Origin of the sequence: Methylobacterium sp. WSM2598, from assembly GCF_000379105.1 — a bacterium.
In the GTDB taxonomy this organism is placed as follows: Bacteria; Pseudomonadota; Alphaproteobacteria; order Rhizobiales; family Beijerinckiaceae; genus Methylobacterium.
This window is the reverse complement of sequence record NZ_KB900609.1, coordinates 77,545-98,291: the sequence shown is the minus strand read 5'-3', so window position 1 is coordinate 98,291 and position 20,747 is coordinate 77,545. Positions and strand designations below refer to the sequence as shown.

Here is a 20,747-nt window from a genome sequence, read left to right as displayed (position 1 = left end):
CCGAGGTGATGGCGGACTCGGATTTCATCGACCTCGTCGCGCGGGCGATCTCGCCCACGATGAGCCGCGAGGAGCGCGAGGCGGTCTACCAGGTCGTGCGCCAGGCGGTGCAGCGGCTGCAGGCGCGCGAGGGGCTCTGCCGGGGCGACCCGCGCACCGAATTGCAGATCCACCTGATCGAGGAGACGATCAGCGAGGTGGAGGGGATGGTCACCCGCTTCATCGCCCGCCGCACCATCGACACGGCCGCGGCCAGGACCTGAGGCGGCACCTGCGCGGGGCGGCCCGCCCGGAGGCGCCGCAGGGGAAAAAATCCGGCCTGGCGGACCCGGAGGGCGGGCGGCGCGTTCAGCGTGCTGTCAGGCTTTGCCCCCGCGACGGATCCCCGCCCACCATGAGCAAGACCAGCCCCGCGACGCCCTCCCTGCCGGAACCCGCCGTTGCGCGCCGCCCGCGGATCCGGGAGGGCCAGCCGTTTCCGCTGGGGGCGACCTGGGACGGGCTCGGCGTCAACTTCGCGCTGTTCTCCGGCCACGCCACCCGCGTCGAACTCTGCCTGTTCGACGATTCCGGCGAGACCGAGATCGCGCGCGTCGACCTGCCCGAGTACACCGACGAGGTCTGGCACGGCTACCTGCCCGACGCGCGCCCGGGCACGATCTACGGCTACCGCGTCCACGGCCCCTACGAGCCCGACGAGGGCCACCGCTTCAACCCCCACAAGCTGCTCCTCGACCCCTACGCCAAGGCCCTGGTCGGGTCGATCACCTGGGACCCGGCCCTGTTCGGCTACCGGCTCGAGAGCGGCGACGACCTCACCTTCGATGACCGCGACAGCGCCCCCTTCACCCGCAAGGGCCGGGTGATCGACCCGGCCTTCACCTGGGGCCGGGACCAGAAGCCCGACGTGCCGTGGGACCGCACGGTCATCTACGAGGCGCACGTGAAGGGCCTCACCAAGCTGCATCCGGGCGTGCCCGAGCGCCTGCGCGGCACCTACGCCGGCCTCGGGACGAAGCCGGTGCTCGACTACGTCCGCAGCCTCGGCGTCACCGCGGTCGAGCTCCTGCCCGTGCACTCCTTCGTGCAGGACGACTACCTGCGCCAGAAGGACCTCTGGAACTACTGGGGCTACAACACGATCTCGTTCTTCGCCCCGGCCCGCCGCTACGCCGCGGTCCCGGACTTCGCCTTCTCCGAGTTCAAGGAGATGGTCGCGCGCCTGCACGGGGCCGGGCTCGAGGTGATCCTCGACGTGGTCTACAACCACACCGCCGAGGGCAACGAGCGCGGGCCGACCCTGTCCTTCAAGGGCATCGACAACGCCTCCTACTACCGGCTGCTGCCGGACCAGAAGCGCTACTACATCAACGACACCGGCACCGGGAACACCGTCAACCTCTCGCATCCGCGGGTGCTGCAGATGGTGACCGACTCCCTGCGCTACTGGGCCACCGAGATGCGGGTCGACGGCTTCCGCTTCGACCTCGCCACCATCCTGGGCCGCGAACCCTACGGCTTCGACGAGGGCGGCGGCTTCCTCGATTCCTGCCGCCAGGACCCTGTCCTCTCCTCCGTGAAGCTGATCGCGGAGCCGTGGGATTGCGGGCCGGGGGGCTACCAGGTGGGCGGCTTCCCGCCGGGCTGGGCGGAGTGGAACGACCGCTTCCGGGACGACGTGCGGGCCTATTGGCGCGGCGACGAGGGCCTGCTGCCCGCCCTCGCGGCGCGCTTCACCGGCTCGGCCGACAAGTTCAACAAGCGCGGCCGGCGCCCCTGGGCCTCGGTGAACTTCCTGACGGCACATGACGGGTTCACGCTGGCCGACACGGTCTCGTACGCCGAGAAGCACAACGAGGCGAACGGCGAGGAGAACCGGGACGGTCACTCGCACAATCTCTCGTCGAATTACGGGGTCGAGGGCCCGACCGCGGATCCCGAGATCCGGGCGGTGCGGTTCCGGCAGATGCGCAACATGCTGGCGACGTTGTTCCTGGCGCGGGGCACGCCGATGCTGCTGGCGGGGGACGAGTTCGCGCGCACGCAGCAGGGCAACAACAACGCCTATTGCCAGGACAACGAGATCTCCTGGCTCGACTGGCAGGCGATCGGGCCGGACGAGCGCCAGCAGGCCGAGTTCGCGCGCCGCCTCCTCACCCTGCGCAAGGCCCTGCCGATGCTCGGGCGCGGCCGCTTCCTCACCGGCGCCTTCGACGAGGAACTCGGCGTCAGGGACGTGACCTGGCTCACCCCCTCCGGGGAGGAGATGACCCCGGAGAACTGGAACGACGGCGAGGCGCGGGCGCTCGCGGTGCTGCTCGACGGCCGCGCGCCGATGAGCGGCCTCCGCCGCCGCGGCTCGGAGGCGACGCTGCTGCTCCTCCTCAACGCCCACCACGACCTCGTGCCCTTCACCCTGCCCGAGGTGGTGGGCGGCCATTCCTGGCTGCGCCTGATCGACACCAACCTGCCGGAATCGGAGGAGGCCGAGCGCTTCGAGATCGGCGAGACCTACGAGGTGACCGGGCGCTCGCTGCTCCTCTTCGTGCTCCGGCCCGACGAGGCCGACCACGCCAGCGAGACGTGGCGCTCCTTCCGGCACGTGGTCCAGGCCTTCGAGCGGGCGACCTCGGATTCCGTCGCCTTCCCGCCCGACGAGGACGGGTGAGGCATCCGGCCCGCGCCGGCCGGGTTGCGGCGCGCCGTCGCGCGCGCCCCGCCGGCCCTCGACCGGCGTGGATGCGCATATACTTGGCGGGGAAACGAGTCGGATCGGCAGCCCGGACAGGCGCGCTTCCGTCCTCTGGGGAACGCACCGCACGGCACCGGGAGCCACCGAGACCGCGATGACGACGACGCCCGAGCTGCCGCCGCCCGGACGCGCACCGACCGTGAAGGACGGCCCGACCGTCCAGGACGGCGCGTCCGGCGAGGTCGCGGATCACCGCAGCGACATCTTCTTCGCCGCGGTCGAGACGACCCGGATGCCGATGATCGTCACCGACCCGCGCCAGCCCGACAACCCGATCATCTTCGCCAACCAGGCCTTCCGGGCCCTGACGGGCTACGACCCGTCCGAACTGATCGGCCGCAATTGCCGCTTCCTGCAGGGTCCCGAGACCGACCCGCAGACGATCGCGGAGGTGCGGCGCGCCATCAAGGAGCGGCGCGAGATCTCGACCGAGATCCTCAATTACCGCAAGAACGGCTCCTCCTTCTGGAACGCGCTGTTCGTCTCGCCGGTCTACAACGACGCGGGCGACCTCGTGTACTTCTTCGGCTCGCAGCTCGACGTCTCGCGCCGCCGCGACGCCGAGGACGCCCTGCGGCAGGCGCAGAATATGGAGGCGCTCGGCCAGCTGACCGGGGGCATCGCGCACGATTTCAACAACCTGCTGCAGGTGGTGGTCGGCTACGCCGACATCCTGCAGGCGGGGCTCGCCCATCCGCGGCCGGATCCCGGCCGGCTGCTGCGGGCGGCGGAGAACATCCGCGGCGCCGCCGACCGGGCGACGACGCTGACCCAGCAGCTCCTCGCCTTCGCCCGCAAGCAGCGCCTGGAGGGGCGCACCGTCAACCTCAACGGCCTCGTCGAGGGCATGCGCGACCTCGCCAACCGCACCCTCGGCGACGCGGTCACGGTCGTCACCGAGCTGGCCCCCGACCTGCGCAACGCCCGGCTCGACCCGACCCAGACCGAGGTCGCGCTCCTCAACGTGCTGATCAACGCCCGCGACGCGATGCCGTCCGGCGGCACGGTCACGATCCGCACGGAGAACCGCGAGATCGGCCCCGACGAGATCGGCCCCGGCCTGCCCCCGGCCGGCCGCTTCGTCGCGATCAGCATCACGGATACCGGCACCGGCATGCCGCCCGAGGTGCTCGCCCGGGTGACGGAGCCGTTCTTCACCACCAAGGAGGAGGGGCGCGGCACCGGCCTCGGCCTGTCGATGGTCTACGGCTTCGCCAAGCAGTCGGGCGGCACCCTCCAGATCGAGTCGCGGGTCGGCGAGGGCACCCGGGTGCGGCTGATGTTCCCGGCCGCCGGCGAGGACGAGCGCCCGGCGCCGGTGCGCCTGCGGGGGACCGAGCGCCCCGGCACCGAGACGATCCTGATCGTCGACGACCGCCAGGACGTGGCCGAACTCGCGCGCACCATCCTGCAGGATTTCGGCTACACGGTCCTGACGGCCGCCAACGGGCGCGAGGCCCTCGACGTGCTCGACGGCCACCGCCGGGTCGACCTGCTGTTCTCCGACCTGATCATGCCGGGGGGCATGAACGGCGTGGTGCTGGCCCGGGAGGCCCGCCGCCGCCAGCCCCGGCTCAAGGTGCTGCTCACCACCGGCTACGCGGAGGCGAGCCTGGAGCGCACCGATGTCGGGGGCAGCGAGTTCGAGGTGATCAACAAGCCCTATCGCCGCCTCGACCTGGTGCGCCGCGTGCGGGCCGTGCTGGACGGCCCGAACGGGGTGAGCTGACGCGGGCCGGTCATCCGACATCCGACGGATCGCGTCGCCATGCGGATGTCGGCTTCGCTCAGGCACCGCGCGGGCTTGGCATTTCGGCTTCGCTCAGGCACCGCGCGGGCTTGGCATTTCGGCTTCGCTCAGGCGCCGCGCGGGCGCGTCATGCGCGTCCCGGACGTGATCGTCCGGACAGCGGATCAGCCGATCCGCGGCAGTCGGGCCAGGATCGCCTCGCGGGCCGCCCGCGATCCGGAGAGCCTGTCCCGGACGAGGGCGACGATCTCCGGCGGGGCCTCCCGCGGCGTTCCGGCCGAGAAGGGCGGCGCCGGCGCGTATTCGAGGGCGAGCTGGATCGCCTCCGCCTGGTCCCGGCCGCGCAGGGCCGCCACCAGTGCGAGACCGAAATCGATCCCCGCCGTGACGCCGCCCGCGGTGATGAGGGACCCGTCCCGCACGATCCGCGCCTCGACCGGCGTCGCGCCGAAATGCGCCAGGAGATCGAGGGCGTTCCAGTGCGTGGTGGCCCGCTTGCCGGCGAGGAGCCCGGCCGCGCCGAGGACCAGCGCCCCGGTGCAGACGGAGGTCACGAAGCGCGCCCCCGCGGCCCGGTCGCGCAGGAAGCCGATCACCTCCGCATCCTCCAGGAGCGCGTTCACGCCCGCCCCGCCCGGCACGCAGAGCACGTCGAGGGGCGGACATTCCGCGAGGGTCGTCGTCGGCGCGAGGATCAGGCCCGTGGCGGAGGTCAGGGGCCGGCGATCCTTCCAGAGCAGGTGGACCTCCGCGTCGCCCGCCGAGGCGAAGACCTCGTAGGGACCGGTCAGGTCGAGCTGCTGGACGGCGGGGAAGGCGAGGATTCCGAAGCGCAGGGGCATGGCGGGGCTCCCGGTTGACGCTCGCGATCTTGCCGGGCCAGGATCTGGCGCAGGCGCCATTCATCCCTCCGATCATGCCAATCCCGCGACGCCGCGTCGAGATCCTGGCCTTCCCGGACGTCCAGCTCCTCGACGTCGCCGGGCCGCTCCAGGTCTTCGCCTCCACCAACGACGAGGCCGGGCCTGACCGGCCCTACGATCCCGTCGTGGTCGCCCGCGAACCCTGCGTGACGGCCTCGGCGGGCCTGGGCCTGGTCGCGGCCCCGCTGCCCCGGGCCGACGCCCCCCTCGACACGCTCGTGGTGGCCGGCGGCCGCGGGGTCGAGGCCGTGAGCCGCGACCCGGCGATGCTCGCCTTCGTCCGGCAGCGCGCCGCGGCGGCCGCCCGCACCGCCTCGGTCTGCACCGGGGCCTTCGTGCTCGCCGCGGCCGGGCTCCTCGACGGGCGCCGGGCCGTCACGCATTGGGACCATTGCGGCCTCTTCGCCGAGCGCTTCCCGCGGGTGCGGCTCGATCCCGATCCGATCTTCGTGCGGGACGGCGCCGTCTGGACCTCGGCCGGCGTCACGGCGGGAATCGATCTCGCCCTCGCGATGGTCGAGGAGGATCTCGGCCGGGCGGCGGCCCTCGCGGTCGCCCGGCGCCTCGTCGTGTTCCTCAAGCGCCCCGGCGGGCAGGCGCAGTTCAGCACCGTGCTGGCCCTCCAGGCCGAGCCGGGCCGCTTCGACGGGCTGCATGCCTGGATCGCCGGCCACCTGCGCGGCGACCTCTCCCTGCCGGTCCTAGCCGCCCGGGCGGGGATGAGCGCCCGCAGCTTCTCGCGCCACTACCGGCAGGCGACCGGCCGCACCCCCGCCCGCGCCGTCGAGGCGATCCGGGTCGAGGCGGCCCGGCGCCTGCTGGAGCAGGGCGCGCCGGTCGCCCGGGCGGCGGCGCGCTGCGGCTTCGGCTCCGAGGAGACGATGCGGCGCGGCTTCCTGCGGGTGCTCGGCACCGCGCCCCGGACCTACCGGGAGCGCTTCGCCGGGCCGTCCGCCTGATCCGGGATCCGCTTGCTCAAGCGGATCCCGGATCACGAGCCCGCGCGGCGCCTGAGCGAAGCCGACATCCGCATGGCCGAAAGGGGAGATGGCGACGCAACCGATCGGATGTCGTACGACGCGCCCGCCTCAGGCGAGGCCGAGCCGCGCGCGCAAGCCCTGCGGCGTCGCGCCCCGCGCCCGCAGGGACGCGAGCGGCTCGGAGCCGCGCGACTTGGCGAGCTTGCCGCCCTCCGGATCGAGGATCAGCCCGTGATGGTGGTAGAGCGGCGCCGGCAGGCCGAGCAGCGCCTGGAGCAGGCGGTGCAGGTCGGTGGCCGCGTCGAGATCGGCGCCCCGCACCACGTGGGTCACGCCCTGGAGGGCGTCGTCGTGGACCACCGCGAGGTGGTAGCTCGCCGGCACGTCCTTGCGGGCGAGGACCGCGTCGCCCCAGCGCTCCGGCCGCGCCTCGCGGTGCGTCACCGCGCCCTCCGGGTCGAAGCTCGCGACGAGGAGCGGCTCCGGGCAGGCGGCGCGGGCGCGCACCATGTCGAGGCGCCAGGCATGGGGCTCGCCGGCGGCGATCCGTGCCGCCGCGTCCGGGCGCCCGCGGCAGGTGCCCGGATAGAGCGGCGCGCCGTCGGGATCGCGCCCCGTGCTCGTTCCCGCCACCTCCCGGCGCGTGCAGAAGCAGGGATAGACCAGGGAGCGCGCGCGCAGGCGCGCGAGGGCGGCCGCGTACTCGGCGAAATGCGCCGACTGGCGCCGGACCGGCTCCTCGAAGGGGAGGCCGAGCCAGCGCAGATCCTCGATCGTCGCGGCCGCGAGCTCCGGCCGGCAGCGCGTGACATCGATGTCCTCGATCCGCAGGATCAGGCGGCCGCGCATCCGCGCCGCGAGGGCGGCGTTGAGCAGGGCCGAGTAGGCGTGACCGAGATGCAGCCGGCCGTTGGGGCTCGGGGCGAAGCGGAAGACCGGAGGGGACACGGGCGCGATGGGGCGGGTCGAGCGTGAGCCTGAGATGGGGATGGCGGGCCCCCGCGTCGATGCCGGCGGGCCGCCGACGCGGCTCCTCGACTCGGAGGCCGTGCTGCGGGAGGGGGTCGCGGCGCTGACCCGGTGCGACCCGCTGATGGCGCGCCTCGTGGCGGAGGGGGCGACCCCGCCCCTGCGCAAGCGCCCGCCGGGCTACGAGGGGCTCGCCGGCATCATCGTGGCCCAGCAGCTCTCGACGGCGAGCGCGGGCGCGATCTGGGGCCGGCTCAGGGCGCTGCTGCGGGACGTGACCCCCGAGACCGTCGCGGCGGCGGCCGAGGCGGATCTCAGGGCCGCCGGCCTGTCCGGGCCGAAGATCCGCACCCTGCGGGCGGTGGCGGAGGCGGTCGCGGCGGGCGACCTGCCGCTCCCCGCGCTCCACACCCTGCCGGCCGACGAGGCGCATCGCCGGATGGTGGCGGTGCGCGGCATCGGGCCCTGGACCGCGGACGTCTACCTGCTGTTCTGCCTCGGCCACCCGGACGCCTTCCCGGCGGGCGACCTCGCGCTCCAGGAGGCGGCGCGGCTGGCGGAGGGGCTCGACGCGCGCCCGAGTGCCGCGGCGCTCGCCGCGCGGGCGCAGGCGTGGCGGCCCTGGCGCGGGGTCGCCGCCAAGGTGCTCTGGGCGTATTACCGCGTGGCCAAGGCGCGCGACGGCGCGCCCCTTGCTCCCTGAGGCGCCGCGGCGCGCCGGTCACCACCTGACGCGCGACGGCGCGCTCCTGCTCCCGAGGTGCCACCATGACGACGCTCACCGGCCCGCGCCTGCCTCCCCGCTCCGGCCGGGCGCCGCGCCAGCTTGTGGTCCTGCTGCACGGCTTCGGCGCGGACGGCAACGACCTGATCGACCTCGCCCACGCGTGGCAGCCGCTGCTGCCGGACGCCGCCTTCGTGTCGCCGCACGCCCCCGAGCCCTGCATCCAGGGCTTCGGCCGGCAATGGTTCTCCCTCACCTTCCGGGACCCGCACGAGCGCTGGCGCGGGGTGAACCGGGCGGCGCCCACCCTCGACGCCTTCCTGGACGCCGAACTCGCGCGGGCCGGGCTCGACGAGAGCCGCCTCGCCCTGGTCGGATTCAGCCAGGGCTGCATGATGGCGCTGCATGTGGGGCTGCGCCGGCCGCGCCGCCTCGCCGCCGTGGTCGGCCTGTCGGGCATGCTGGTGATCGAGGAGGGCAAGGGTAGCGAGAGCTTGGGTCCCGAGAGCCTCAAGCCCGCGATCCGCTCCGTGCCGCCGATCCTGCTGGTCCACGGCGACCAGGACGAGGTGATCCCCGTCGAGGCGCTCTTCCTCTCGGCCGATCTCCTGGCGGCCGCGGAGGTGCCGGTGGAGTGGCACCTCTCGGCGGGCACCGGGCACGGCATCGACGAGGGCGCCCTGCAGCATGCGGGGCTGTTCCTCGCGAGCGGCTTCGCTGGAAGGTAGGGAGGACGCGGGAAGTCCCGGGCCCCGCCCGTCTCACCCCCGCACCTCGTTGAGCGCCGCCTGGGCGCCGAGCCGCAGCAGCGCCCCGTCGCCCATCAGCGCGACGAGGTCGAAGCCCTCCTGCACGTTCTCGCGCCCGCGGGCCGGCGAATGGGCGTAGACGCCGATCCGCTTGCCGGCCGCGCGCGCCCGCGCCTTGGCGTGGTCGAGGGCCGCGCGCACCACGCTGCCGCCCGGATCGAGGGCGGCGCCGCCCGAGAGCGCGATCGAGAGGTCGGAGGGGCCGATGAAGATGCCGTCGATGCCCTCGACCGCCAGGATCGCGTCCACCGCGTCCAGGGCCTCGCGGGTCTCGACCATCGCCAGCGTCAGGCAGAAGCCGTTCGCCTCCTTGAGGTAGTGATCGCCCCCGAGACCCGACAGGGCGAGGGCCGGCAGCGGTCCCCAGCTGCGTGCGCCGAGCGGCGGGTACTTGGCGAAGGTGGCGAGCATGGCCGCCTCCTCGGCGCTGTTCACCATCGGGGCGATCACCGCCGAGACGCCCGCGTCGAGCACCCGCGACACCGTGTTGAAGGCCGCCACCGGCACCCGCGCCAGGGTCGGCTTGCCGCGGGCTGCCACGAGCGGAACCGTGCGCGCGACCGCCGCCTCGTCGAACCCGCCGTGCTGCATGTCGAGCGTGATCGCGTCGAAGCCGGGCTCCGCCGCGAGGAGCCCGGCCACGGCCGGCTCGGGGATCCCGCACCAGGCGGAGACGAGGGGCGTGCCCTCCCGCATCCGCGCCGCGAGCGCCGCCACCGCCCCACCCCGTTCCGCCATGCCGTTCCTCCCCTGCGCCGCCCGCCGCTCCGGGCCGGTCCGGCGGCGAGCTTACGATTGCCCCGCCCGCCCCGTCGAGGCCGGGCGCCCGCCCGCGCCGCGGCTTGATCCGCCGCGACATCCGGCGATTCTTGACAGACGCGGCGCCCGGGACCACATCCCGGAGATTGCAGCGCACGCCAGGGACGGCGGCCCCCTCTCCGCCGGCAGCGAACCCGCAGACCGGCCGCAGAGTCGCGGCCCGGTCGATGCGTTGTGCTGCCTTCCCGCTTCGGGTACTTTGCGACCGGCTGCCGGGACGATGCGTCCCCGGCCCGACCTGGTTTCGGGTCGCCGCGCCGCGGGCCTCACACGTTTTTTGGAGCCACGGCCCCATGGATTTCCTCAAACCACGGTACACGCCTATGAACCGCCGCCGTCGCATCTACGAGGGCAAGGCGAAGGTCCTCTACGAGGGACCGGAGCCGGGCACGCTCATCCAGCACTTCAAGGATGATGCGACCGCCTTCAACGCTAAGAAGCACGAGGTGATCGATGGCAAGGGCGTGCTGAACAACCGGATCTCCGAGTTCGTGTTTCAGCATCTCAACGACATCGGCGTGCCGACTCATTTCATCCGCCGCCTGAATATGCGCGAGCAGCTGATCCGCGAAGTCGAGATCATTCCGCTCGAAGTCGTGGTGCGCAACGTCGCGGCCGGATCCCTGGCGACGCGGCTCGGCCTGGAAGAAGGCACGCAGCTCCCGCGCTCGATCATCGAGTTCTACTACAAGAACGACCAGCTCAACGACCCGATGGTGTCGGAGGAGCACATCACGGCGTTCGGCTGGGCGACGCCCCAGGAGATCGACGACATCATGGCCCTGGCCATCCGGGTCAACGACTTCCTGTCCGGCCTGTTCCTCGGCGTCGGCATCCGCCTCGTCGACTTCAAGATGGAGACGGGCCGGCTCTGGGAAGGCGACCTGATGCGGATCGTCGTCGCCGACGAGATCTCCCCCGATTCGTGCCGCCTCTGGGACATCAAGAGCCAGGACAAGCTCGACAAGGACCGCTTCCGCAAGGATCTGGGCGGCCTGATCGAGGCCTATTCGGAGGTGGCGCGCCGCCTCGGCATCCTGGGCGAGAACGAGAAGGTGCAGAGCGGCGGTCCCCGCCTCGTCCAGTAGGCGACGGCGGGCATCGGCGATCCGGAGCGGGGCCGCCCCTCGGGCGGCCCCGCTTCGCGTTCAGCGGGGGCCGGCGCCGGGCGCGGGGCGCAGCCGCGTGTAGGTCGGGGCCTGCGGGTCGAAGGCCGGATGGTACCAGGGATCGGCGGCGAGCGCCGCCCCCCAGCGCGCCCGCAGGGAGGCGACCTCGGCGGCGTGGCGCCGCGCGGCCTCCGGCGTCCAGCGCCGGCTCGCCGCCTCGCGGTGGTGCAGCACCGCGCCGGGCACGATCAGGGTGCGGTAGCCCGCCCGGTCGAGGCGCAGGCAGAGGTCGACGTCGTTGAAATCGACCGCGAAGGCTGCCTCGTCGAAGCCGCCGACCTCGGCGAATTTGCGCGCCTCGACCACGAGGCAGGCGGCCGTCACGGCGGCGACCCGGTGGGTCGCGGCGAGGCGGTGCAGGTAGCCCGGCGCGTCCCCGGGGAAGTGGCGATGGGCGTGGGTGACGAGCCCGCCCGTGCCGAGCACGATGCCGCCGTGCTGGACGCGGCCGACCGCGTCGAGGAGCTTCGCCCCGACCGCGCCCACCTCCGGCCGCAGCGCCTCCTCGGCCATCCGCCGCAGCCAGTCCGGCCGGAACGCCTCGACGTCGTTGTTGACGAAGCCGAGGAGCCGCCCGCGGGCGATCCCGGCGGCCCGGTTGTTCATCGCCGCGAAGTTGAACGGCCCCGGGCAGGGCAGCACCCGGGCCGCGCCCGCCTCCTCCAGCGCCCGCAGATAGGCGAGGGTCTCGGGCTCGCGGCTGTCGTTGTCGCAGACGATGATGTCGAGGCCCGGCCAGTCCGTGCGGGCGCGCAGGCTGTCGAGGCAGGTGCGCAAGAGGTCGAGCCGGTCGCGGGTCGGCACGATCAGGCTCACGAGCGGCGGCTCGGGGAGCGGGCGGCGCAGGGTCAGCACGCCGCACGGCCCGGTCTCGATCCCCGCCTCCGGCGCGCGGGCGCGGGCGAGCGCCCGGCGGGCTTGGCGGGAGGCGTCGCCGGAGGCGGCCGCGAAGGGCCGCCACAGGGAGAGCACGCGGGGCAGGTGGCGGACGGCGCCGGGGCCGTGCCGATCGTGCAGCCGCAGCAGGAGCGCCGGGACGTCGTCGCCCGCCTCCCCCCGCACCGGGTCGCGCAGGGCGACGACCGGGCCGACGTAATCGACCGCGAGCAGGAAGTCGGGGTCGAAGGCGGGCCGCAGCAGCGGCAGCAGCGGGCGGTCCCCGGGGCCGAGCACCAGCGCGTCGCCGTAAAGGGCCCTCAGGCCCGGATCGCCCGCGAAGGCCTCGGCGACCGCGGCGGCGGCCCCCTCCGCGAGGCAATGCCCCTCCGGGCACAGGATCACCGGGCCGTGCCCGGCGGGCGCGGCCGCCCGCGCGGCGGGCGCGCCCGCGACGGGGCGCGGGCGCAGGCGCGGGTGCGCCCCGAGGAGCGCGGCGGCGCGGTTGCGGGCGCGCACGCGCTTGCCCGTGAGCCACGCCCAGCCGATGGCGAGGGCCTCGCGCGGGTGCGCCAGCAGCCCCGGCAGCGCCGCGAGGGCGTCCCGCCCGGAGCCGCGCAGCGGCTCGGCGAAGCGCAGGGCGTCGAGGGCGGGGGATGGGGGGAAGCGGCGCGCGCGCGTCACGCGGGCCGCCCCGGCGCCCCGGTCCGGGGAGAGCGGGCCTTCCTCACTCCAGATCCTCCCCGAAGGTCGTGACCGAGAAGGCCGGATGATAGTACGGGTCGTCGCGGATGACCGCCCGCCAGCGCGCCGTGAAGCGGGCCGCCTCCGCCTCGAACCGCGCCCGCGCCGGCCCGACCGAGGGGCCGCGGCTCACCGATTCGTGGTGGTCGAGCACCGCGTGCGGGCACCAGAGGTTGCGCAACCCCGCCTCCCGCAGGCGCAGGCAGAAGTCGATGTCGTTGAAATCGACCGCGAAGGCGGCCTCGTCGAATCCGCCGACCCGCTCGAAACCGGCGCGCGTCACCGCGAGGCAGGCCGCGGTGACGCCCGCCACCTCGTGGGTCACGCGGAGCCGCCCGAGATGGCCGGGCGTGTCGGCGGGCCGGTTGCGCAGCGTGTGGCCGGCCCGCCCGCCGAGGCCGACGACCACGCCGGCATGCTGCAGGCGCCCGTTGCCGTAGAGGAGCTTGGCCCCGACGGCGCCGATCCCGGGCCGCACGGCGAGGCGGACCATCTCGGCGAGCCAGCGCGGGTCGCGCACCGCCACGTCGTTGTTGAGGAGCACCACGACGCTGCCGCGCGCGGCCGCCACCCCGGCATTGACCAGGCTGGAGAAGTTGAAGGGGCCGGGCCGGTCGATCCGGCGCACCCGGGGATCGCCCGACAGGTCCGCGTAGAAGGCGTGGACGGCGGGATCGACCGAGCCGTTATCGACGAGGACGAGGTCGAGGGCCGGGTAATCGGTCTCCTCCAGCACGCCGCGCACGGCGGTGCGGATCAGGTCCGGCCGGTCCCGGGTCGGGATCACCACCGAGGCGAGGGGCGGCGGATCGGGGAGCGGCCAGAGCAGATCGGGGGCGCCGCCCTCCTCGCGCACCCGGGCGGGGGAGCCGGCGCGCCGCAACGCCTCGCGCAGCAATCCGGGCTCCGCCGCCTCGGGGCCGGCCGGCCGGCGGCACAGGATGCGGGGGACGTGGCGCACCCGCTCGGGCGCGACGGCCAGGAAGGCGGCGGGGGCCAGCGCGCCCGTCCCCTGCGCCTCCTCCCAGCCGCAGCGCGCGAGGAGGTCGCGGGCGAGCAGCATCGGCCGGCCCGGATAGCCGGTCGCGAGGGCGAGGTCGGGGCTCCAGGCCGGCTTCAGGCGCGGCGCGAGGCCGGAGGGCGTCTCGACCTCCTCGTCCGCGTAGGCGAGGTCGGCGCCGTCGAGGGCGCGGGCGAGCTGGGCGAGGGCGTCCGGGGCGAGCACGTCGCCCGGGTGCAGGAGGCCCACGGCCTCGACCACCTCCGGGAAGGCCGCGCCCTCGCCGATCCGGGGATCGCGCGGCAGCCCGGCCGGCGGCGCGCCGCGCCAGGACAGGGCGAGGCGCCAGTCGCGGTGGCTCTGGGCGAGGAGCGAGGACAGGCTCGTGCGCAGCGCGGCCTCCTCGCCGGGCGCGGCCGCGAGCAGGAGGCCGATCCGCCGCGGCACCGGGACGAGGCGGTCGAGGGCGGGCTCGAAGGGCCGGGCGCGCTCGGCCCGCCAGGCCGGGTAGGCGGAGAGCGGCGTCACCGCCGCGGCGATGCGCAGGGTGTTGCGGAAGCGCCGCCCGTCGCGCTGGGCGGCGCGGAGCAGCGCGACCGCGAGGGTCGCGGGCCGCCGCCGCGCCGCGCGGGCGAGCACGGCCGGGAGCCCGAGGAGCCGCGCCGCCTCGACCCGGAACCCCGCGGGCGGGGCGGCGAGCAGGATCGCCGTCGTGCCCGGCGGCACCGGCCCGAGCCACGCGGCGCGGCCGAGCACCGGCCCGGGCAGCAGCGCCTCCGACGGGTCGGGGCCGAGGAAGCGCAGCATCGGCCGCGGCGCCGGGGCGAAGCGGTCGGCCGCGTAGGTGAGCGAGAGCCAGCGCCCGCCGGGCGCGCCCGGCAGGACCAGGCGGCGCGTGAAATCGGGGTCGTCGTGGGGTTCGAGGCGAACAGGGGGCGGGGACACGTGGCCGGCGGCTCAGCCCGCCGGTGCGGAGCCGGCCCCGCGGCCGCGCTTGGCGGGCTTGCCCGCGCCGCCGAGCCCGACCTCGATCTCGAACTCGTTCGCCGCGCGGGCCGGCACCGTGATGCCGTCCTCCACGACGGCGAAGCTCGCGCTGGCGGCGCCTGCCGGGATCGTCACGCTCGCCCGCCGGGTGCGGCGGGCGAAGACGGTGCCGCCCTGCTTGACCGTGACGGTCACGGGCGCCTCGAACCGCCCCGGCGCGCCGGCCGGGCCGAGGAGCACCCGTCCCTGGACGCCGACCTTGACCAGGACGGAGCCGCCCGGCCCGGGGCCGCATTCGCGGCTCACCTGCGCCAGGGAGATCTGGTGGCGGATGCCAGTCCCCGTGCCCGACTGGATCGAGGAGCCGCCCTCGGTGATGTCGATGATCGGGCAGTAGACGTCGTCGGGGTTCGCCGGCGCCTCGGGCGGCTTGGTGGTGCCGCCGTAGCGGAAGATGTTGAGGAGCGGGTTGCTCCCGTCATCCTCCTGGGCCGCGGCCGGCCCGGCCAGGGCGACGGCGCAGAGCAGGACCGCGCAGCCTCTCAGGGATGTGCCTGCTGTCACGATGGCGGCTCCCGGCTATTGCAGCTTGTCGAACCCGGCCGCGAAGCCCTTGAGCGAGAGCGGGATGCCCACGCCCTCCTCGGGCGTCTGGAAGACGATGAAGGTGGCCTGCTGGCCGGTCTTGAGCTGCCGGATCAGGTTCTCGTCCATCACCACCTCGGCGACGCAGCCGGTGGTCAGGCAACGCACGAACAGGGTGCGGCCGATATCGGCCTGATCGATCTTCAGGCCGAGGCCGGAGGGAAGCAGGATGCCGAGGGGCGCCACCACGCGCAGCAGGGTGCCGCGGTTGTCGGCCGTCCTCAGCACGATGACCGCGAGGGTGAGGTTCGGCCGGTCCTCGGCGGCGACGTACTGGACGAGGGCGCATTGCTCGGCCTTGGCGCCGGCGGGCGTCTCGCAGCGCAGCTGCCAATCCTCGAAGGTCTGCTTGACCGCACCCTGGGCGGCGGCCCGGCCGGCCGGGAGGCCCGCCGCGAGCAGGAGGGCCGCCAGGAGTACGGCCCGTCGCACCATGTCTCGCACCCTCGCCGGCTCCTTCCCGCGCCCCCGTCGAGCGCCACGACCCGCGGCTTCCGACCACGGGGAGTCGTGGCTGTCAAGCGACGCCGCGTCACGGCCCCGAAGACACAGGCGGGCCGCGACCCGTCCCGGTCGCCGCGGAACGGCTTCCTCCCGGGCCGGCTCGGCCCTAGATTTGCCGGGATCCGTCCGACCGAAGGACCGCCGATGCGCCCGCCCCTGAGTGCCGTCTCCCTCGCCCTGCTGCTCCTCGCCCCGCTCGCGGCGCGGGCCGAGCCCCTGCCGATGGAGGAGACCACCTACGTCGAGCGCTCGCTCAACCGCTACGGCCCGCTGACGATCGAGCACCCGCCGGTGCAGCGCAACCCGCGCGGGCGGCGCGCCTCCCGCTCGGCCGCGATCGCCGGCTTCTGCCGCGAGGGCGGCGTGATCCGCCGCCACGACGAGGCCGGCGTGGTGATCATCCGGCAGCGCGAGGTCTGCGACGCGATCGCGCCGCGCACCCTCGCCCCGGGCCAGGTCGATCCGCGCCCGACCTGGCCGGCGGTCACGCGGGTGGTGGTGCGCAGCAGGGGCTGATCCGGGATCCGGTCGATCACAGCGGATCCCGGATCACCAGCCCGCGCGGCGCCTGAGCGACGCCTACATCCGCCATCCCGAAGGGATCGAGCGGATGTGGGATGAGCCCGGCGCGGCGCCGCCCGGCCGAGCGGCGCCGGCATCGCGAGCGGGGCGCCGGGGCGGTTTCGCCGAGGCGCCTCCCCCTCACCCGTAGCGGTGCAGCTCGGTCCCGTGCCGCTTGAGCCAGCGCTCGGCCTCCTCGACGCGGGGGTAGAGGCGGTCGAGCAGGGACCAGAAGCGGTCCGAGTGGTTCATCTCCGCGAGATGGGCCACCTCGTGGGCGGCGAGGTAGTCGAGCACGAAGGGCGGCGCCAGGATCAGCCGCCAGGAGAAGTTGAGGTGCCCGCTCGCCGAGCAGGAGCCCCAGCGGCTGCGCGTGTCGCGGACGGTGAGGCGCCTCGGGCCGCGGCCGAGGGCCCGGGCATGCCGGGCCACGGCCTCGCGCAGGTCGCCGCGCGCCTCGGCTTCCAGGTAGTCGCGCACCCGGCGCCCCACATGCGGCACCTGGCAGGCCACCGCGATCACCGGCGCCTCCTCGGCGTCCCGGGTGGCGACGGTCGCGCCCCCGGCCAGCGACCAGTGCAGGATCCGGTGCGGCACGCCCCGCAGCGGAACCAGGGCCCCCGGCTCCAGGGCGACCCGGGCCGGCACCCTGGCGACGCGGGCCGCGACCCAGTCCGCGTGCGCGTCGGCGAAGCGCTGGGCCACCGACACCGCCGTGCGCTCGGGCAGCGTCAGCACGACCTCCCCGGTCGCGCTCGACACCCTGAGCGTGATCCGCCGGGCGCTGGCGCGCCGCCGCATCGCCACCCGGAAGGTGGTTCCGTCGTGCGCGACCGTCAGGTGAGTGGGATCGGGCGCCGACCGGCGCAGCAACGCGACTCGCATGGCGCCACTCTAGGCGGTCGGCGGGCCTGCTGCCAGCGTGCCGGTCGCGCTCCCTTCGCCACCTCAGCTCGCCTGAAGCAGCCGCGGCGGCGCCATCGTGGTGCCCTGCATCTCGTGCATGAAGGCGGAGATCCGCGGCAGGATCTGCGCCCGGAAGCGCGAGCCGTTGAACACCCCGTAATGCCCCACCCCCTGCTGCAGGTGGTAGAGCTTGCGCGCGTCCGGCAGGTTCGGGGTGAGGTCCAGGGCCGCCTTGGTCTGGCCGACGCCGGAAATGTCGTCCTTCTCGCCCTCGACCGCCATGATGGCGCAGCGGCGGATCGCCGTCGGGTCGACCGGCGCACCGTGATGGCGCATCTCGCCCTTCGGCAGGGCGTGCTGGACGAACACCGTCTCGACCGTCTGCAGGTAGAAATCCGCCGTGAGATCCATCACGGACAGGTACTCGTCGTAGAATTCGCGGTGCTTCTCGGCCGAGTCGCCGTCGTTGCGCACGAGGTGCTTGAACATGTCCCAGTGCGCCGTCAGGTGACGGTCGAGGTTCATGCCCATGAAGCCCGAGAGCTGGAAGAAGCCGGGATAGACCTGGCGCCAGGTGCCGGGATAGCCCGGCGGCACGACCGTGATGCAGTTGCGCTTGAACCACTCGATGCCGCGCTCGGCCGCGAGGCAGTTCACCGCGGTCGGCGAGCGGCGGGTGTCGATCGGGCCGCCCATCAGGGTCATGGAGGTCGGCACGCCGGGCATGCCCTCCGCCTCCATCCGGGCCACCGCCGCGAAGACCGGGACCGCGGGCTGGCACACCGCCATCACGTGCAGGTCGGGACCGAGATGCTGGAAGATCTCGATCAGGTAGTCGATGTAGCTGTCGAGGTCGAAGCGCCCGACCTCGAGCGGCACCATGCGGGCGTCGATCCAGTCGGTGATGAAGACCTCGTGGCCGGGCAGCAGCGCCTCGACGGTGCCGCGCAGCAGCGTCGCGTAGTGGCCCGACATCGGGGCGACGACCAGCACCTTCGGCTGGGCCTGGGCGGGCGGGAGGCGCAGCGCCCGCTCGAAGGCGACGAGCCGGCAGAAGGGCTTCTCCCAGACCACGCGCTCGCTCACCGCGACCGTCATGCCCTCGACCACCGTCGTCGGGAGCCCGAAGGCGGGCTTCCCGTAGCGCCGGGTGGTGCGCTCGAACATCTCGCAGGCCGCCGAGACCGTGCGGCCATAGGGCGTGTAGGAGATCGGATTCACCGGGTTCTGGAACACGAGCTGCGTCGCGTCCGCCGCGACCCGCGCCGGCGTCAGCATCCAATGCGCCGCTTCGTACAAGAAATAAGACAGATCCATGCCGCACCGCCCGTTCTCGGATCCGGCGGCGCCGCAGCGCCGCGGGAGACGCCCGCATCCAACCGACTGTCAGAGGTTATGGTTCCGGTCGGCGCACGCAAGGGCATCCCGTTGACCCAAAGTGCAATATGATACCAAAGAAAGCGGGCTGTGCCATTTTGGTCGCAGGGCTGCCCGGAAAAGTGGCATTATCTTGCAGGGGGCGCGGGGGGCCGGGGCCTGGGCAGAGCCCCGTCGCGCGCTATCGTGGTGGCATGACGAATGAGGCTTCGCCGATCGACCTGGTGCACGACGCGCGTCACCTGCGCCTGGACACGCTCGTGCGCCTGCGCTGGCTCGCCATCACGGGCCAGAGCGCCGCGGTGGCGGGCGCGCATCTCGGGCTCGGCCTGCCCCTGCCCTTCGGCTGGTGCTTCCTCGTCATCGCGGCCTCCTCCTGGCTGAACCTCATCCTGCGGGTGCGCTTCCCGGCGAGCTACCGGCTGAGCGACACGTCGGCGGCGCTGCTGCTCGCCTTCGACATCGTCCAGCTCGCCGCGCTCCTGTTCCTCACCGGCGGGCTGCAGAATCCCTTCTCGCTCCTCTTCCTCGCCCCGGTCCTGATCTCCGCGACGGCCCTGCCCCCGGCCCACACCCTGGCCCTCGGCCTGTTCGCGGTCGGCCTGTCGACGCTGCTCGCCCTCGTCCACCGGCCGCTGCCGTGGTTCTCGGCGGAGCGGATGGAGATCCCCTTCCTCTACGTCTCGGGGGTCTGGACCGCGATCCTGCTCGGCATCGCCTTCACGGGCGTCTACGCGTGGCGGGTCGCCGAGGAGGCGCGCCAGCTCGCCCAGGCGCTCGCCGCGACCGAGCTGGTCCTCGCCCGCGAGCAGCACCTGTCGCAGCTCGACGGGCTCGCGGCGGCGGCCGCGCACGAACTCGGCACGCCGCTCGCCACCATCACGGTGGTGGTCAGCGAACTCGACCGGGCGCTCGGCCCCGCCGCCACGCCCGCGGTCGCCGAGGACCTGAAGCTCCTGCGCGAGCAGGTCGAGCGCTGCCGGGGCATCCTGTCGAAGCTCACCTCCCTGGACGAGGACCAGTCGAGCTTCCTGGAGACGATCTCGCTCAGCCACCTCGTCGAGGAGCTGGTGGCGCCCCAGCGGGCGCTCGGGATCATCCTCGACGTCTCGACCCGCGGCGAGGGGACGGAGCCCCGCTGCCGGCGCAATCCCGGCGTGCTCTACGGGCTCTCGAACATCGTCGACAACGCGGTGGACTTCGCCGAGAGCCGCGTCGTCATCGAGGCGCGCTGGAGCGCGGACCGGGTCTGGCTGGAGATCCGCGACGACGGCCCGGGCTTCGCCCCCGACGTGCTGCTGCGGGTCGGCGAGCCCTACGTCACGACGCGGGGCGCCGGGCGCTCGGGCAGCGGCGAGGAGGGCGGATCGGGGCTCGGGCTCGGCCTGTTCATCGCCAAGACCCTGATCGAGCGCTCGGGCGCCCAGATCGCCCTCGCCAACGCGGCCGATCCCTCGACCGGCGCCATGGTGCGCATCGCCTGGCCGCGTCACGTTTTCGAGAGGGACGTGGCGGCGCGCAAATTCGGGGGAACGAGCGGCGCTCTCCCCCTGACGACGGCCCGCGACGTTCCTATATAACGTTTTGAAGAGACTGAACGAATAGTGAGGAGCGTCTCTTGATGACGCAGTACGGAACCCAGACTCCACCGAGCTCCGGACTCGTACCGGAAGGCGATCCGCTCGCGGCACACGCGGATCGCAGCCTGCTGATCGTGGACGACGACAAGCCGTTCTCGACGCGGCTCGCCCGCGCGATGGAGGCCCGCGGCTACCAGGTGCAGGTGGCCGAGAGCGTGGCGGAGGGCGTCTCGCTCGTGGACGCGCATCCGCCGGCCTTCGCGGTGATCGACATGCGGCTCGCCGACGGCAACGGCCTCGACGTGATCGCCCGGCTCAAGGAGCGCCGCCCGGAGGCGCGGGGCGTGATCCTGACGGGCTACGGCAACATCGCGACGGCGGTGACGGCCGTGAAGCTCGGCGCCTTCGACTACCTGGCCAAGCCCGCCGACGCGGACGAGATCCACGGCACGCTGATGGCCCAGCCGGGCGAGCGGGCGGACCCGCCCGAGAACCCGATGTCCGCCGACCGGGTGCGCTGGGAACACATCCAGCGCGTCTACGAGCTGTGCAACCGCAACGTCTCCGAGACGGCCCGCCGCCTCAACATGCACCGCCGCACCCTGCAGCGGATCCTCGCCAAGCGCGCGCCGCGGTAGGCGCGCGTGACTCCGGGGGACGAGCCACCCCGCT

At 73.9% G+C, this 20,747-nt stretch carries 19 protein-coding genes; 10 read left to right on the top strand and 9 right to left on the bottom strand.

Annotation, left to right across the window (positions count from 1 at the left end):
• Positions 1-8: 8 nt before the first annotated feature.
• From MET2598_RS0100500 to MET2598_RS0100490, 3 genes are all read left to right on the top strand, one after another.
• Positions 9-263: a hypothetical protein gene (locus tag MET2598_RS0100500; protein WP_018259508.1), complete on the top strand. Its 255-nt coding sequence runs from the start codon at positions 9-11 to the stop codon at positions 261-263.
• 131 nt (positions 264-394) lie between these two features.
• Positions 395-2,668 (top strand): glycogen debranching protein GlgX, encoded by a 2,274-nt coding sequence (glgX, locus tag MET2598_RS0100495; RefSeq protein WP_018259507.1) that lies wholly within the window; start codon positions 395-397, stop codon positions 2,666-2,668.
• 178 nt (positions 2,669-2,846) lie between these two features.
• Complete coding sequence (locus MET2598_RS0100490; protein ID WP_018259506.1) at positions 2,847-4,481, top strand: hybrid sensor histidine kinase/response regulator; 1,635 nt, start codon at positions 2,847-2,849, stop codon at positions 4,479-4,481.
• A gap of 185 nt (positions 4,482-4,666) precedes the next feature.
• Here the strand turns inward: MET2598_RS0100490 and MET2598_RS0100485 are convergent, their stop codons facing one another.
• Positions 4,667-5,344 (bottom strand): DJ-1/PfpI family protein, encoded by a 678-nt coding sequence (locus MET2598_RS0100485; RefSeq protein ID WP_018259505.1) that lies wholly within the window; start codon positions 5,342-5,344, stop codon positions 4,667-4,669.
• Between the two features lie 74 nt (positions 5,345-5,418).
• Between MET2598_RS0100485 and MET2598_RS0100480 the strand changes: the two genes are divergently transcribed.
• On the top strand, positions 5,419-6,384 hold the full coding sequence (locus tag MET2598_RS0100480) for a GlxA family transcriptional regulator (protein ID WP_036270638.1): 966 nt from the start codon (positions 5,419-5,421) through the stop codon (positions 6,382-6,384).
• 129 nt (positions 6,385-6,513) lie between these two features.
• Here MET2598_RS0100480 and gluQRS read toward each other — a convergent pair whose 3' ends face one another.
• Positions 6,514-7,353, bottom strand: coding sequence for a tRNA glutamyl-Q(34) synthetase GluQRS (gluQRS, locus tag MET2598_RS0100475; protein WP_018259503.1), 840 nt, complete (start codon positions 7,351-7,353; stop codon positions 6,514-6,516).
• Between the two features lie 40 nt (positions 7,354-7,393).
• Between gluQRS and MET2598_RS0100470 the strand changes: the two genes are divergently transcribed.
• Complete coding sequence (locus MET2598_RS0100470) at positions 7,394-8,077, top strand: DNA-3-methyladenine glycosylase family protein (protein WP_012334594.1); 684 nt, start codon at positions 7,394-7,396, stop codon at positions 8,075-8,077.
• A 65-nt stretch (positions 8,078-8,142) separates the two neighbouring features.
• Entirely contained in the window at positions 8,143-8,826 is a 684-nt protein-coding gene (locus tag MET2598_RS0100465) for an alpha/beta hydrolase (protein ID WP_012334595.1), read from the top strand.
• A gap of 33 nt (positions 8,827-8,859) precedes the next feature.
• Here the strand turns inward: MET2598_RS0100465 and MET2598_RS0100460 are convergent, their stop codons facing one another.
• Entirely contained in the window at positions 8,860-9,645 is a 786-nt protein-coding gene (locus MET2598_RS0100460) for an HpcH/HpaI aldolase family protein (protein WP_018259502.1), read from the bottom strand.
• A gap of 374 nt (positions 9,646-10,019) precedes the next feature.
• Between MET2598_RS0100460 and purC the strand changes: the two genes are divergently transcribed.
• Positions 10,020-10,814, top strand: coding sequence for a phosphoribosylaminoimidazolesuccinocarboxamide synthase (gene purC / locus MET2598_RS0100455; protein ID WP_026190434.1), 795 nt, complete (start codon positions 10,020-10,022; stop codon positions 10,812-10,814).
• A gap of 60 nt (positions 10,815-10,874) precedes the next feature.
• Here purC and MET2598_RS0100450 read toward each other — a convergent pair whose 3' ends face one another.
• The 4 genes from MET2598_RS0100450 to MET2598_RS0100435 are packed head-to-tail and all read right to left on the bottom strand — an operon-like array spanning position 10,875 to position 15,582.
• Complete coding sequence (locus tag MET2598_RS0100450) at positions 10,875-12,455, bottom strand: glycosyltransferase family 2 protein (RefSeq protein ID WP_018259501.1); 1,581 nt, start codon at positions 12,453-12,455, stop codon at positions 10,875-10,877.
• Positions 12,456-12,498: 43 nt separating this feature from the next.
• Complete coding sequence (locus MET2598_RS0100445; protein ID WP_018259500.1) at positions 12,499-14,460, bottom strand: glycosyltransferase family 2 protein; 1,962 nt, start codon at positions 14,458-14,460, stop codon at positions 12,499-12,501.
• A 12-nt stretch (positions 14,461-14,472) separates the two neighbouring features.
• Positions 14,473-15,066 (bottom strand): hypothetical protein, encoded by a 594-nt coding sequence (locus MET2598_RS0100440; protein WP_012334600.1) that lies wholly within the window; start codon positions 15,064-15,066, stop codon positions 14,473-14,475.
• Between the two features lie 15 nt (positions 15,067-15,081).
• On the bottom strand, positions 15,082-15,582 hold the full coding sequence (locus MET2598_RS0100435) for an invasion associated locus B family protein (protein WP_012334601.1): 501 nt from the start codon (positions 15,580-15,582) through the stop codon (positions 15,082-15,084).
• 213 nt (positions 15,583-15,795) lie between these two features.
• Between MET2598_RS0100435 and MET2598_RS0100430 the strand changes: the two genes are divergently transcribed.
• Positions 15,796-16,167: a hypothetical protein gene (locus tag MET2598_RS0100430; protein WP_018259499.1), complete on the top strand. Its 372-nt coding sequence runs from the start codon at positions 15,796-15,798 to the stop codon at positions 16,165-16,167.
• Positions 16,168-16,353: 186 nt separating this feature from the next.
• On the opposite strand, the gene MET2598_RS0100425 is transcribed toward MET2598_RS0100430, so the two are convergent.
• Positions 16,354-17,097, bottom strand: a complete 744-nt coding sequence (locus MET2598_RS0100425; RefSeq protein WP_026190433.1) for a M48 family metallopeptidase — start codon at positions 17,095-17,097, stop codon at positions 16,354-16,356.
• 63 nt (positions 17,098-17,160) lie between these two features.
• Positions 17,161-18,435 (bottom strand): polyhydroxyalkanoate depolymerase, encoded by a 1,275-nt coding sequence (locus MET2598_RS0100420; RefSeq protein ID WP_018259498.1) that lies wholly within the window; start codon positions 18,433-18,435, stop codon positions 17,161-17,163.
• 254 nt (positions 18,436-18,689) lie between these two features.
• On the opposite strand from MET2598_RS0100420, the gene MET2598_RS0100415 reads away from it, so the two are divergent.
• Both MET2598_RS0100415 and MET2598_RS0100410 read left to right on the top strand, forming a co-directional pair.
• Positions 18,690-20,075, top strand: coding sequence for an ActS/PrrB/RegB family redox-sensitive histidine kinase (locus MET2598_RS0100415; protein WP_018259497.1), 1,386 nt, complete (start codon positions 18,690-18,692; stop codon positions 20,073-20,075).
• A 41-nt stretch (positions 20,076-20,116) separates the two neighbouring features.
• A complete protein-coding gene (locus tag MET2598_RS0100410) occupies positions 20,117-20,713 on the top strand; it encodes an ActR/PrrA/RegA family redox response regulator transcription factor (protein WP_012334606.1) in 597 nt (198 codons plus the stop codon).
• Positions 20,714-20,747 lie beyond the last annotated feature (34 nt).

What these genes read in the sequence shown, in the direction of transcription:
- MET2598_RS0100500 (WP_018259508.1), top strand. Translation starts at nt 9, where the DNA reads ATGGCGGACTCGGATTTCATCGACCTCGTCGCGCGGGCGATCTCGCCC.
- glgX (WP_018259507.1), top strand. Translation starts at nt 395, where the DNA reads ATGAGCAAGACCAGCCCCGCGACGCCCTCCCTGCCGGAACCCGCCGTT.
- MET2598_RS0100490 (WP_018259506.1), top strand. Translation starts at nt 2,847, where the DNA reads ATGACGACGACGCCCGAGCTGCCGCCGCCCGGACGCGCACCGACCGTG.
- MET2598_RS0100485 (WP_018259505.1), bottom strand. Translation starts at nt 5,344, where the DNA reads ATGCCCCTGCGCTTCGGAATCCTCGCCTTCCCCGCCGTCCAGCAGCTC.
- MET2598_RS0100480 (WP_036270638.1), top strand. Translation starts at nt 5,419, where the DNA reads ATGCCAATCCCGCGACGCCGCGTCGAGATCCTGGCCTTCCCGGACGTC.
- MET2598_RS0100470 (WP_012334594.1), top strand. Translation starts at nt 7,394, where the DNA reads ATGGCGGGCCCCCGCGTCGATGCCGGCGGGCCGCCGACGCGGCTCCTC.
- MET2598_RS0100465 (WP_012334595.1), top strand. Translation starts at nt 8,143, where the DNA reads ATGACGACGCTCACCGGCCCGCGCCTGCCTCCCCGCTCCGGCCGGGCG.
- MET2598_RS0100460 (WP_018259502.1), bottom strand. Translation starts at nt 9,645, where the DNA reads ATGGCGGAACGGGGTGGGGCGGTGGCGGCGCTCGCGGCGCGGATGCGG.
- purC (WP_026190434.1), top strand. Translation starts at nt 10,020, where the DNA reads ATGGATTTCCTCAAACCACGGTACACGCCTATGAACCGCCGCCGTCGC.
- MET2598_RS0100435 (WP_012334601.1), bottom strand. Translation starts at nt 15,582, where the DNA reads ATGGTGCGACGGGCCGTACTCCTGGCGGCCCTCCTGCTCGCGGCGGGC.
- MET2598_RS0100430 (WP_018259499.1), top strand. Translation starts at nt 15,796, where the DNA reads ATGCGCCCGCCCCTGAGTGCCGTCTCCCTCGCCCTGCTGCTCCTCGCC.
- MET2598_RS0100425 (WP_026190433.1), bottom strand. Translation starts at nt 17,097, where the DNA reads ATGCGAGTCGCGTTGCTGCGCCGGTCGGCGCCCGATCCCACTCACCTG.
- MET2598_RS0100420 (WP_018259498.1), bottom strand. Translation starts at nt 18,435, where the DNA reads ATGGATCTGTCTTATTTCTTGTACGAAGCGGCGCATTGGATGCTGACG.
- MET2598_RS0100415 (WP_018259497.1), top strand. Translation starts at nt 18,690, where the DNA reads ATGACGAATGAGGCTTCGCCGATCGACCTGGTGCACGACGCGCGTCAC.
- MET2598_RS0100410 (WP_012334606.1), top strand. Translation starts at nt 20,117, where the DNA reads ATGACGCAGTACGGAACCCAGACTCCACCGAGCTCCGGACTCGTACCG.